9 protein-coding genes are annotated in these 12,664 nt (G+C 66.5%); 7 read left to right on the top strand and 2 right to left on the bottom strand.

Annotation, left to right across the window (positions count from 1 at the left end; all coding sequences use genetic code 11):
* The first annotated feature begins 458 nt into the window (after window positions 1-458).
* Entirely contained in the window at window positions 459-1,745 is a 1,287-nt protein-coding gene (locus tag WMF19_RS42815) for an ABC transporter substrate-binding protein (protein WP_437895642.1), read from the top strand.
* A 195-nt stretch (window positions 1,746-1,940) separates the two neighbouring features.
* Here WMF19_RS42815 and WMF19_RS42810 read toward each other — a convergent pair whose 3' ends face one another.
* Window positions 1,941-2,102: a hypothetical protein gene (locus WMF19_RS42810; RefSeq protein ID WP_437895645.1), complete on the bottom strand. Its 162-nt coding sequence runs from the start codon at window positions 2,100-2,102 to the stop codon at window positions 1,941-1,943.
* A 49-nt stretch (window positions 2,103-2,151) separates the two neighbouring features.
* Entirely contained in the window at window positions 2,152-2,934 is a 783-nt protein-coding gene (locus WMF19_RS42805; protein ID WP_437895644.1) for an SDR family oxidoreductase, read from the bottom strand.
* Between the two features lie 69 nt (window positions 2,935-3,003).
* On the opposite strand from WMF19_RS42805, the gene WMF19_RS42800 reads away from it, so the two are divergent.
* The 6 genes from WMF19_RS42800 to WMF19_RS42775 all read left to right on the top strand — a co-directional run bounded on the left by WMF19_RS42800 (window position 3,004) and on the right by WMF19_RS42775 (window position 12,650).
* A complete protein-coding gene (locus tag WMF19_RS42800; protein ID WP_437895643.1) occupies window positions 3,004-3,294 on the top strand; it encodes a hypothetical protein in 291 nt (96 codons plus the stop codon).
* Between the two features lie 954 nt (window positions 3,295-4,248).
* The gene (locus tag WMF19_RS42795) at window positions 4,249-5,535 is read left to right on the top strand and encodes an ABC transporter substrate-binding protein (protein WP_437895642.1); all 1,287 of its coding nucleotides are present in this window, start codon (window positions 4,249-4,251) and stop codon (window positions 5,533-5,535) included.
* A complete protein-coding gene (locus tag WMF19_RS42790) occupies window positions 5,532-6,443 on the top strand; it encodes a carbohydrate ABC transporter permease (protein WP_437895641.1) in 912 nt (303 codons plus the stop codon). The genes WMF19_RS42795 and WMF19_RS42790 overlap by 4 nt, the downstream gene beginning before the upstream one ends.
* Window positions 6,444-6,559: 116 nt before the next feature.
* Complete coding sequence (locus WMF19_RS42785; RefSeq protein WP_437901739.1) at window positions 6,560-7,327, top strand: carbohydrate ABC transporter permease; 768 nt, start codon at window positions 6,560-6,562, stop codon at window positions 7,325-7,327.
* Window positions 7,324-9,678 (top strand): alpha-xylosidase, encoded by a 2,355-nt coding sequence (yicI, locus tag WMF19_RS42780; protein ID WP_437895640.1) that lies wholly within the window; start codon window positions 7,324-7,326, stop codon window positions 9,676-9,678. The genes WMF19_RS42785 and yicI overlap by 4 nt, the downstream gene beginning before the upstream one ends.
* Window positions 9,675-12,650: a glycoside hydrolase family 3 C-terminal domain-containing protein gene (locus WMF19_RS42775; RefSeq protein WP_437895639.1), complete on the top strand. Its 2,976-nt coding sequence runs from the start codon at window positions 9,675-9,677 to the stop codon at window positions 12,648-12,650. The genes yicI and WMF19_RS42775 overlap by 4 nt, the downstream gene beginning before the upstream one ends.
* The last annotated feature ends 14 nt before the right edge of the window (window positions 12,651-12,664 follow it).

Genomic DNA, 12,664 nt, shown 5'->3' with positions numbered 1-12,664 from the left:
CGCCTGGATCGTCTGCTGAGAGGGCTGCTCTTCTTTCATCAAACGCTCCGGACTCGCCCTCCGGCAGTACGCGCATTGAGGGTCGGTGTTTCAGGCACATTGGCACGGAGGGCTCCGCAGCCAGCGGAGTGACCTCCTGGGGTAGCTGGTGTTGATCAGGAACCTCGTATCGGAAAAACCTGCCGCGAATACCTGGGCAAGAGCAGGATCGGGATCCGAGTGAAGCGGCCAGGCGCGGGGCCCTATGCGCTGTCGAGCATGATGGACGCGAGCTTCATGGCCGCTGCCTCCAGGTGCGCCTGGCGGCGACGTCGCCCACACTCTCCCAGGTGAACGCGTGACCAGCATTTTGCTTGGTTTCCTTGTTGTGTGAACGTTCACATGTCGTTTATCATCTCGGCACTCGAAGCGCTTCGAAAAGGAGGGCCGATGTCCGTTTCTCACCCCGGAGGAAATTTATGATCACAAGAGTCACGGGCGCAGCGCTGCTCGCCGCGCTCGCCGCAGGGTCCCTGACGCTGGCCGCGTGCGGTCGCAGCGACGACGGCGAGTCCGGCGGCAAGGAGCTGCGGGTCTGGCACTACGAGGCTCCCGAGAGCGGCATGGGCGTGGCCTGGAACGAGGCCATCAAGGAGTTCGAAGCCACCCATCCGGGCGTGAAGGTCAAGCTCGAGCAGAAGGGCTTCGAGCAGATCCAGAAGACCGCGCCCATGATCGTGAACTCCAACAGCGCCCCCGACGTCATGGAGTACAACAAGGGCAACGCGACCGCCGGGCTGCTCTCCAGGCAGGGCCTGCTCGAGGAGATCACCCCCGAGGTCAAAAAGCGCGGCTGGGACAAGCTGATCAGCCCGAGCGTGCAGGTCGTCGCCAAGTACGACGACAAGGGCATCATGGGCGGCGACAAGTGGTATGGGGTGCCCACCTACGCCGAGTACACGCAGGTCTACTACAACAAGGACCTGTTCAAGAAACACGACGTCAGCGTCCCGACCACGTTCGACGAGTTCACCAAGGTGATGGACGCGTTCGTCGCCAAGGGCGTCACGCCGCTGGCCAACGGCGGCGCCGAGTACATGGCGCAGCAGTACGTCTACCAGCTCGCGCTGGACAAGGCCGACGAGCCGTGGGTGAACGCGTTCCAGCGCTACACCGGCAAGACCGACTTCACCGACCCGGCATGGACGTACGCGGCGACCACGTTCGCCGACTGGGTGACGAAGGGCTACATCGCCAAGAGCTCGGTCAGCACCAAGGGCGAGGACGCCGGGGTGGCGTTCATGAGCGGCAAGTTCCCGATGATGTTCTCCGGGAACTGGTGGTTCGGGCGCGTGGCCAAGGAGGCCAAATTCGACTGGGATATCTTCGTGTGGCCCGGCGCCAAGATGACCCTCGGATCGGGCGGCAACCTGTGGGTCGTCCCGAAGGGATCGAAGAACAAGCAGCTCGCCTACGACTTCATCGACATCACGCTGAAGAAGAAGATCCAGAACATTCTCGGCAACGCGGGCGGCGTCCCGGTGGCGGCCGACAGCTCGGCCATCACCGAACCCAGGGCCAAGAAGCTCATCGACGGCTTCAACACCCTCGCCCAGTCGAACGGCCTGGCGTACTACCCGGACTGGCCGGCCCCGGGCTTCTACGATCAGTGGGTCTCGCAGACCCAGAAGCTCATGAACGGCGATTCACCGCAGTCGGTGCTCAGCGGCCTCCAGAAGACCTACGACAGCGGCCTGCCCAAGTGACAGCACGCAGCTTGACAGGGCACGACCGGCTCGCCCCGATGAAGGACTGATGGACGCGCCGCGGCGCCTGCCTCTCCGAGGAGTACGACCCCGGGAGCGGGGGCTGCTCGGGAACTTCCCCCAGGCGTTCAGCCACTTGCGCTGGTCGGCACCGCGTTCAACCTGGCCCCGGACGGCTCCGGTCCCGGGGCTGCCTCATCGCTGGGCGACGCGGAAGTAGCCCTTCTCGGCGCCTCGGATCACCATTGACACGAGCATGTCCATCATCTTTGAGAGGTCTTCCCGGACCGCGCCGTCGGGGAACGCCGCGAGTCGCGTCGCGACGCGCTCCAGGAACTGCTGTCTCGCCGTAACCACCCGACCAACGCCATCGTGACCACCCCGTCAATTGCTATGACGCATTAAATTAAAGCAGTGCACGATCGAGGTGCACATATCCTCCATCCACATAAATGAGCTGTCCGGTGATGTGCGAGGATTTTTGTGAAAGCAAAAAAACTGCCATCGCGGCAATTTCTTCCTTTGTAGTCATTCGTTTTCCCAATGGAATTCTTTCGTTTATTAGTTTCAACTTTTCTTCCGGGTCAGGAAAGGTTTTGATCCAGGTGTCATATGACGGGGTATAACATTCCGCAACAATTACAGAGTTTACCCGGACCTCGTAGGGCAGAAGCTCCACCGCCCATTCGCGCGTGAGCGCGTTCCGCCCTCCGTTGGCGGCCGCATATGCGGAGGTATTGCCTTGCCCTGTTTCGGCTGTCTTCGATCCGATATTGACAATTGAACCTTTGTTACGGATCAGCTCCGACAATGAATAGTGCGCCATCAAATAATAATGAATCAGGTTTTTGTGAAGCGAGCCGATGAATTTTTCATAGTTTCCCGAGGCCAGGCCCACGCCATCATTTACACCCGCATTGTTAACAAGCGCATCGATCCTTTCGAATTTTGACATTGTTTCTTCAACGGCCCATCTACATGCGTCATTTGACGTAAGATCGGCAGTTACGTATCCGCATTTAGACCCTTGCGAAACGATCGATTGATATAGCTTCAGATTGTCGCCCTCATCCCGTCCAATGATTACCGGAATGGCTTTCTCGTCTGCAAGCGCTCGTACAATGCCTGCTCCGATACCTCTAGCGCCCCCGGTGACTATGACGACTTTGTTCTCTAATCCCAGATCCATATTATTCTGTTGTGAGGTTATGGATTTTTGCTACGGTATCCAAAAGATACAATCCAATTTCATTGCCGTGTGAAACATTTCGGCGCTGGTCCTCGCCTGCTCCGGTCCTGTGCCACCTCGGCCGCCATCCCCGACAGCGCCGGCAAGGCCAAGACGGTGCTGTCGCTGCCGCCGCCGGACCCCTGCCGGATCGCCGCGGAGCTGCGGAAGCTCGTCCCCGCGCTGCTGGACAAGGGCACGCTCGATCGGACGGTGCGGTTCATCGACAAGGCGAACTGGCTCTGTCCTGCGACGGCCGCGGAGAACCGAGTCGTCTCGACGAAGCTGATCACGTCGGATTCTCCTTTGCCTGTCCGGTAGCTCGGGCACGACGACCTTCATCGCCATCGCAACGGCTTTCTCTGCCTCGCCCAGGGCGTTGGCGTTCGAGGGAGCCCCGTCGCTCCTCGCCACGCCCCCCGCGCCAGCCTGGAGATCCACGAGGGACGCAAGAACCTGGGTGTGTCGCGCAGAGCTTGCGCCGCTCCGACCTCGTCCGGCGCGGCTCGACCGCGGAGCTCGCCGCCAGCGCTGCCCGACACGCGCGGCGCCGGCCTCCAGTTCCGGTTCGATCCGGACGACGTCGTCGAGACGTTCGCGTCGGCCTCGGGGATCGACCCTCACGATCGCGGTCGCGCCCACGCTCGCCTGGACCGTGCGGCCGCCGGGGCAGTGGAGCCGCACCGGCGAGAGCGCGCCGCCCGACGCGCCCAGCGCTGTGCCGGCCCGAGCCGCTCGACGGCGACGCGGCGCCCGCCGTCCATGAACGGCGGCGTCCTCGCCGGTCCGCTCGCGGCCGGGCGCGGGTTGGCGAGGGCGCCGCCGGTCCCGGCGGCCGCGAGGAGGAGCGCCGCCGAGGAGAGCACGATCGATGGCTTGCGTCGCATCGCTCTCCTGGATCTACCGGACCGCGCGGCGTCGTACCCGCGCCGCCCCTGGTGCGGCGCTCGGATGGGAGAGCTACAGGCGGCCAATCGGTGCTCGGACGAGGACGAGAGAACTACAAACCGCCGAGGCGCAGAGGACGCCGCGAGTAGCGATATCCCTGTGTTCTCTCGGTGCCTTGGCGGTTTCACTCTTCCCACGATCTTCATGGGTGCTGCCTCCCGGTGCGCCTGGCGGCGACGGTCGCCCACATTCTCCCAGGTGAACACGTGACAAGCGTTTTGTCCGGCTTCCTTGTTGTGTGAACGTTCACATATGGTTTATCATCCCTGCACTCGGAGCGCTTCGAAAAGGAGGGCCGATGTCCGTTTCTCACCCCGGAGGAAATTTATGATCACAAGAGTCACGGGCGCAGCGCTGCTCGCCGCGCTCGCCGCAGGGTCCCTGACGCTGGCCGCGTGCGGTCGCAGCGACGACGGCGAGTCCGGCGGCAAGGAGCTGCGGGTCTGGCACTACGAGGCTCCCGAGAGCGGCATGGGCGTGGCCTGGAACGAGGCCATCAAGGAGTTCGAAGCCACCCATCCGGGCGTGAAGGTCAAGCTCGAGCAGAAGGGCTTCGAGCAGATCCAGAAGACCGCGCCCATGATCGTGAACTCCAACAGCGCCCCCGACGTCATGGAGTACAACAAGGGCAACGCGACCGCCGGGCTGCTCTCCAGGCAGGGCCTGCTCGAGGAGATCACCCCCGAGGTCAAAAAGCGCGGCTGGGACAAGCTGATCAGCCCGAGCGTGCAGGTCGTCGCCAAGTACGACGACAAGGGCATCATGGGCGGCGACAAGTGGTATGGGGTGCCCACCTACGCCGAGTACACGCAGGTCTACTACAACAAGGACCTGTTCAAGAAACACGACGTCAGCGTCCCGACCACGTTCGACGAGTTCACCAAGGTGATGGACGCGTTCGTCGCCAAGGGCGTCACGCCGCTGGCCAACGGCGGCGCCGAGTACATGGCGCAGCAGTACGTCTACCAGCTCGCGCTGGACAAGGCCGACGAGCCGTGGGTGAACGCGTTCCAGCGCTACACCGGCAAGACCGACTTCACCGACCCGGCATGGACGTACGCGGCGACCACGTTCGCCGACTGGGTGACGAAGGGCTACATCGCCAAGAGCTCGGTCAGCACCAAGGGCGAGGACGCCGGGGTGGCGTTCATGAGCGGCAAGTTCCCGATGATGTTCTCCGGGAACTGGTGGTTCGGGCGCGTGGCCAAGGAGGCCAAATTCGACTGGGATATCTTCGTGTGGCCCGGCGCCAAGATGACCCTCGGATCGGGCGGCAACCTGTGGGTCGTCCCGAAGGGATCGAAGAACAAGCAGCTCGCCTACGACTTCATCGACATCACGCTGAAGAAGAAGATCCAGAACATTCTCGGCAACGCGGGCGGCGTCCCGGTGGCGGCCGACAGCTCGGCCATCACCGAGCCCAGGGCCAAGAAGCTCATCGACGGCTTCAACACCCTCGCCCAGTCGAACGGCCTGGCGTACTACCCGGACTGGCCGGCCCCGGGCTTCTACGATCAGTGGGTCTCGCAGACCCAGAAGCTCATGAACGGCGATTCGCCGCAGTCGGTGCTCAGCGGCCTCCAGAAGACCTACGACAGCGGCCTGCCCAAGTGACAGCACGCAGCTTGACAGGGCGCGACCGGCTCGCCTACCTGCCCTACCTGATCCCCGGGCTGCTGCTGTTCACCGGGGTCATCGGGGTGCCGTTCCTGATGAACATCGGAACCAGCTTCACCGAGTGGGCCGGCGTCGGCACCCCGACGTGGGTGGGGCTGGATAACTACCGGGAGTTGGCGACGGACGGCGAGTTCTGGGCGTCGTTCCGGCACAACGCGCTGGTCATCGTCGGGATGGCGATCCTCCCGACGATGATCGGGCTCGTGCTGGCCTCCGCCCTGACCGACCTGATCGACAGGCACTTCGGCCCGCGCACCGCCAGCGCCCTGCGCGCCTGCATCTACCTGCCGCAGGTCCTGCCGATCGTCATCGCGGGCATCGTATGGAGCTGGCTGCTGGCCCCCGAGAACGGCGCGGTGAACGTCCTGCTGGGCGCGATCGGGCTCGGCTCGCTCGCGCACGACTGGCTCGGCGATCCCGCCACCGCGCTGTGGAGCGTCATGGGGGTCATGGTCTGGATCCAGATCGGATTCCCCCTCGTGATCTTCATGTCCGGGCTGCAGCGCGTGGACCCCTCGCTGTACGAGGCGGCCGAGATCGACGGGGCCTCGTGGGCGCAGCGCTTCTGGCACGTCACGATCCCGCAGATCAGGCCCGAGATCTTCGTGGTGCTGCTGTGGACGACGATCGCCGCGCTCAAGGCATTCCCGCACATCTTCGTGCTCACCAGGGGCGGCCCGGGAGGCGCGACCAACGTGCCGTCCTACTACTCCTACGTCCATTTCTTCGAGAAGACCGACGTCGGCTACGGCTCGGCGATCGCAACCGTGCTGACGCTGATCGTCATCGCGCTCACCATCGTCTTCCTGCGGCTGCAGGGCCGTGAGCTGGGGGAGGAGCGGTGACCACGACGCTGGCCAAAAGCCCGGTGAGCGCACCCGCGCGGAACCGGTCGCGGCGGCGCCGCCGGGGTCCGTCGGTCTACGCGGTGCTGGCGGCGCTGGCCGCGCTGGCCGGGATCATGCTGATCCCCTTCGCCGTGGTGGTCTTCAACGCGCTGAAGACGCCGGCGGAGTACACAGCCAACGGCCCGCTTGCCCCGCCGGAGGGAGTCCATCTCGAGGGGATCAGGGGCTTCTGGGAGCGCGTCGGCTTTGGCCACGTCCTGCTCAACAGCCTGCTCATCAGCGGCTCGGTGGCCGTGCTGGCGGTCCTTTTGTCGGTGCTGAACGCCTACGCGCTGGGCATCGGCCGGATCAAGGGCCGGATGTGGGTGCTGGTCCTGCTGCTGATGGCCAACACGCTGCCGCAGGAGTCGCTTGTCTACCCGCTGTACTACCTGGCCAACCAACTCGGGCTCTACGACACCCGGGTCAGCGTCATCATCGTGTTCACCGTCATCCAGAGCGCGTTCGGCACTTACCTGCTGTCGTCGGTGATGTCGGCGTTCCCCCGGCCGCTGCTGGATGCGGCGCGGATAGACGGCGCCAACCGGTGGCAGATCCTGTGGCGGGTGGTCGTGCCGGTCGTGCGGCCCACGCTGGCGGTGATGCTCGTCTTCTTCTTCATCTGGACCTGGAACGAGTTCCTGATCCCCCTCATCTTCCTCATCTCCAACGACAACCAGACGGTCTCGGTCGCGCTCGGCGTCCTGCAGGGGCAGCGGCTGATGGACGCCACCATGTCCAGCGCCGCCGCGCTGCTCGGCCTGCTGCCGACCGTTGTCTTCTACCTCATCTTCCAGCGCACGCTATCGCGCGGACTCACAGCAGGAGCGATCAAAGAATGAAGTTCACTGACGGTTACTGGGAGATGTGCAAGGGTGTGCACGCGGTCTACCCGATGGACGTCCTCGACATCGACGCCGGGCCGGCGTCGTTCGTCGTGCACGCGCCCATCCAGCGGATCCGGCACCGCGGCGACCTGCTCAAGGGACCGGTGGTGACCGTCACCTGCGCGTCCCCGATGCCGGACGTCATCGGCGTCACCATCACGCACTTCGCGGGCGAGCGGCCACGCGGCCCGGCGTTCGAGCTGGCCACCGACCCGACCGGGGAGGTGACGGTGGACGAGGAAGCGGCCACGCTGACCTCCGGCGCGCTGTCGGTGCGGGTCGGGCGCCGCGAGGGGTGGAGGCTGGACTTCCTGGCCGGGGGCCGCCGCCTCACCGGCAGCGCGCGGAAGGCGATGGCGATCATCGACACAGACGACGGCCGCCACTACGTGCGCGAGCAACTCCACCTCGGCGTGGACCAGTTCGTGTACGGCCTCGGCGAGCGGTTCGGGCCGCTGGTCAAGAACGGCCAGGTCGTGGACATCTGGAACAACGACGGCGGCACGTCCAGCGAGCACGCGTACAAGAACGCGCCGTTCTTCCTCACCAACGCGGGCTACGGCGTGTTCGTCGACCATCCCGGGCGCGTGTCGTTCGAGGTGGCCTCCGAGGCGGTGTCGCGGACGCAGTTCAGCGTCGAGGGCCAGTCGATGCGCTACTTCCTCATCTACGGGCCGACGCCGAGGGAGATCCTGCGCAAGTACACAGCGCTCACCGGGCGGCCCGCGCGAGTGCCGGGCTGGTCGTACGGGCTGTGGCTGTCCACCTCGTTCATCACCAATTACGACGAGGCGACCGTCACCTCGTTCATCGACGGGATGGCCGAGCGGGGCCTGCCGCTCAGCGTGTTCCACTTCGACTGCTTCTGGATGCGCGAGTTCCGGTGGTGCGATTTCGAGTGGGACCCGCGCGTGTTCCCCGACCCGCCCGGGATGCTGCGCCGGCTCAGGGAGCGCGGCCTGCGCATCTGCGTCTGGATCAACCCCTACATCGGGCAGCGCTCGCCGCTGTTCGAAGAGGGCAGGGCGCGCGGCTACCTGCTGCGGCGCCCGAACGGCGACGTGTGGCAGTGGGACCTGTGGCAGCCGGGCATGGCCATTGTCGACTTCACCAACCCCGAGGCCCGCGCGTGGTACGCCGCCAAGCTCGACGCGCTGCTCGACATGGGCGTGGACTGCTTCAAGACCGACTTCGGCGAGCGCATCCCCACCGACGTCGTCTACCACGACGGGTCCGACCCCGAACGCGCGCACAACTACTATACCCACCTCTACAACCAGACGGTGTTCGAGCTCTTGCGCAAGCGGCGCGGCGAGGGCGAGGCGGTCGTGTTCGCCCGCTCGGCCACGGCGGGCGGGCAGCAGTTCCCGGTGCACTGGGGCGGAGACTGCGAGTCGACGTTCGAGGGGATGGGGGAGAGCCTGCGGGGCGGCCTGTCGCTGGGCATGACGGGCTTCGGCTTCTGGAGCCACGACATCGGCGGGTTCGAGGGCACCCCCGATCCGGCGGTGTTCAAACGATGGATCGCGTTCGGGCTCTTGTCGTCGCACAGCCGGCTGCACGGAAGCGGCTCCTACCGGGTGCCATGGCTGTTCGACGAGGAGTCGGTGGAGGTGCTGCGGCGCTTCACCCGGCTGAAGATGCGGCTGATGCCCTACCTGGCCGGGGCCGCGCGGCAGGCGTACGGTGAGGGCCTGCCGATGGTGCGCGCGATGGTCGTCGAGTTCCCGGACGACCCGGCCTGCACGCATCTGGAGCGGCAGTACATGCTGGGCGACGACCTGCTCGTGGCGCCCGTCTTCTCCGCCGACGGGGAGCTCTCCTACTATGTGCCGCGCGGCGTGTGGACGCACTATCTCACCGGGAAGCGCGTCGAGGGCGGCCGCTGGGTGCGCGAGCGCCACGGGTTCGACAGCGTGCCGCTGCTCGTCCGGCCGGGGGCGGTGATCCCCGAGGGCGCGGTGGAGGACCGTCCCGATTACGACCACGCGGATGGTGTAACGCTGCGCGTGTACGAGCCGGCGGACGGCGCCCGCGTCACCACCGTGATCCCGGGCGCGGACGGGGACGCGGTCACGACGTTCACCACGTCCCGGGACGGCCCGGTGGTGCGGGTGGAGGCCGCGGGCGCCCCAGGTGCCTGGAACGTTCTCCTCGTCAACCGCCGCGTCGCGGCCGTTGAAGGCGGGGAGAGCGCGGAGCACCCGCGGGGAGCGCTGGTCAGGGCGACCGGCGGCGAGCTGGTCATCACGCTGGAAGAGAAGGGCTCAACCACGGCGCCCGGTCCCAAAGGAGACGACCGATGAAGAGATTTCGCTCAATCGCTGCTTCCGTTCCGTTCGTCCTCGCGCTTTCGTTTCACCCCTCGGACTCGAGCGCGAGTGACATGCTGCCGTTCCAGGATCCCGGTCTGGGGATCGAGATCCGCGTCCGCGACCTCCTCGGCCGGCTCACGCTCGACGAGAAGATCTCGCTCCTGCATCAGTTTCAGCCTGCCATTCCGCGGCTCGGCATTCCGGACTTCAAGGCCGGCACCGAGGCGCTGCACGGAGTGGCCTGGTCCACCGATCGCGACAACGGCGGCGCCGTCGTGACGGCTACCGGCACGGTGTTCCCGCAGGCGATCGGCCTGGCGACGACCTGGAACACGGATCTCATCCGGCAGGTCGGCGAGGCTGTCGGAGCCGAAGCTCGCGGCCATCACGCGCTCGCCCCTCGCGTCTGGGGTCTGCAGGTGTGGGCGCCCGTGGTCAACCTCCTGCGCGACCCGCGCTGGGGGCGCAACGAGGAGGGCTATTCCGAGGACCCGCTCCTCTCCGGCGCGATCGCCACCGCATACGGGCGCGGCCTCGAAGGGGACGACCCGCTCTACCTGAAGACCGCGCCGGTCATCAAGCACTATCTCGCCAACAACAACGAGATTCATCGTGACACCACGTCGTCGAATCTGCGCCCCCGCGTGAAGCACGAGTATGACGAGCTGGCCTTCAAGATACCCATCGCCGCCGACGCCGTGACCGGCGTCATGACATCTTACAACCTGGTCAACGGCAGGCCGTGCACCGTCAACCCGGATGTCGGCGAGGTCGTGCGGAGCTGGACGGAGAAGACGCTCTACAACGTGTCCGACGCCTGGGCCCCCAACAACTTGAGCGCCTCGCAGAAGTACTTCGCCACGAGCGAGGAGGCCTTCGCGGCCACGCTCCTGGCCGGAGTGGACAGCTTCACCGTCGACGACGCCAACAGCGCGCGCACCATCGAGATTCTCCACTCGGCGCTCGCGCAAGGGCTTCTCACCGAGGAGGACATCGACGCCTCCGTCGAGCACGTCCTTTCCGTCCGCCTCCGGCTCGGCGATTTCGACCCGGACGGGGGCCCCTACGCCGGCATCGGGCCCGAGGTCATCGACAGCCCGGAGCACCGCCAGCTGGCCCGCCGGGCCGCCGACGAGGCCATGGTGCTGCTCGCGAACAGGCGTCGCCTCCTGCCGCTGGACCCGTCGGCCACGCGGCGGATCGCGGTCGTCGGGCCTCTCTCGGACACGCTCTACACGGACTGGTACTCCGGGGCGCTGCCGTACCGGGTCACGCCCCTGGACGGCATCCGCGAGCGGCTCAGCGGCGCCACTGTCCTCTCCAGCGAGGGCGTGGACCGGATCGTGCTGCGCGACGTCGCGAGCGGCCGCTACGTGACCGCCGGCGCGGACGAGGACGGGGACATCCTGCGCGTCGGCGCGGCCAGCGCGGGTCCCACCGAGGAGTTCGACGTGTTCGACTGGGGGCAGGGCATCGTCACGTTGCGCAGCGCGGCCAACGGCAAGGTGGTCGACCGCTTCAACTTCGGCCCCAACTTCGCGAACCGCGCCGCCCAGCCGTACGGCTGGTTCGTCCAGCAGCAGTTCGTCCTCGAGCCGCAGAGCGACGGCACGCACGTCATCCGCTACGCCGGATACGAGAAGGCATTCGACTGGGCCGGACCCGAGGTCTACCTGACCATCGCCGAGGACGGCGCGCTCGCCCTGACCGCGACCGAGGCGGCCAACGCGGCTCACTTCGCGGTCGACGTGGTCCGGAGCGGCGTCGATGAGGCCGTGCGCGCGGCGACAGGCGCCGACGCCGCCGTGGTCGTCGTCGGCAGCATGCCGTTCATCAACGGGCGGGAGGATCACGACCGCACGTCGATGGCGCTGGCCGAGCGGCAGTCCGCCCTGGTACGGGCGGTGCTCGCCGCCAATCCGCGCACCATCCTCGTGATGGAGAACAGCTATCCGGTGACCATCCCGTGGGAGAAGCTCCACGTCCCCGCCATCCTGTGGACCACCCATGCGGGCCAGGAAACCGGCCATGCCATCTCCGACGTCCTTTTCGGCGACCACAACCCTGCCGGGCGACTGACCCAGACCTGGTACCGCTCGGCGGACGACCTGCCGGACGTCCTCGAGTACGACATCATCAAGGCCCGGCGGACCTATCTCTACTTCGACGGTGACCCGCTCTATCCGTTCGGGTACGGGCTGTCGTATTCGACCTTTGGGTACGACAACCTCCAGCTGAGCGCCCGGTCGGTCCAGGCCGGCGACCAGATCTCGGTGCGCGTCGACGTCACGAACACGAGCCTGCGGGCCGGCGACGAGGTCGTTCAGCTCTACAGCCGCCAGCCATCGTCGCGCGATCCGCAGCCCGCCAAGCAGCTGCGGGCGTTTCGGCGGATCCATCTCGCGCCGGGCGAGAAGCGGACGGTCGAGCTCGCTTTCGCCGCCTCCGACCTCGCCCACTGGGACGTGACCCGGAGCCGCTGGGTCCTCGAGGCGGCTGGCGTCGAGCTGATGGTCGGCTCCTCCTCGGCCGACATCCGCCGGAGCGCGGTCGTGCGCGTGCGCGGCGAGCGCATCCCGGCGCGCGACCTTGCCCGCGAGACGCGAGCGCTCGACTTCGACGACTACGCCGGCATCGAGCTGGTCGACGAGAGCATGGAGTGGGGCGATGCCGTGGGCGCCACCGCGGGCGACTGGCTCCGCTTCTCCGATGTGGAGCTGGGCAGCGGTGCCAGCCACTTCAGCGGCGGGTTCGCCCGCGCCGAGGCGGGCGACGCGCTCGTCGAGATCCGGCTCGACGATCCGGTCCGCGGCAAGGTGGTTGGGACCGCCGTCGTGCCGAGCACGGGCGACGTGTACGCCTACGCCACCGCGACCGCCGAGCTCGACGGCGCTTACGGGCGACACGACGTCTACCTCGTCTTCCGTGGAGCCGCCCGCCTGTCGACGTTCGCGATCGACTGAGGGGCCCTTCGACG

This window comes from Sorangium sp. So ce124, from assembly GCF_051525235.1.
Lineage (GTDB): Bacteria > Myxococcota_A > Polyangia > Polyangiales > Polyangiaceae > Sorangium > Sorangium atrum.
Note: the sequence above shows the minus strand (reverse complement) of the source record. Positions and strands in the feature narration are given on the sequence as shown.

Bases quoted from the DNA above. Each gene is read 5' to 3' on its own strand.
- WMF19_RS42795 (WP_437895642.1), top strand. From the start codon at position 4,249: ATGATCACAAGAGTCACGGGCGCAGCGCTGCTCGCCGCGCTCGCCGCA.
- yicI (WP_437895640.1), top strand. From the start codon at position 7,324: ATGAAGTTCACTGACGGTTACTGGGAGATGTGCAAGGGTGTGCACGCG.
- WMF19_RS42815 (WP_437895642.1), top strand. From the start codon at position 459: ATGATCACAAGAGTCACGGGCGCAGCGCTGCTCGCCGCGCTCGCCGCA.
- WMF19_RS42775 (WP_437895639.1), top strand. From the start codon at position 9,675: ATGAAGAGATTTCGCTCAATCGCTGCTTCCGTTCCGTTCGTCCTCGCG.
- WMF19_RS42805 (WP_437895644.1), bottom strand. From the start codon at position 2,934: ATGGATCTGGGATTAGAGAACAAAGTCGTCATAGTCACCGGGGGCGCT.
- WMF19_RS42785 (WP_437901739.1), top strand. From the start codon at position 6,560: ATGCTGATCCCCTTCGCCGTGGTGGTCTTCAACGCGCTGAAGACGCCG.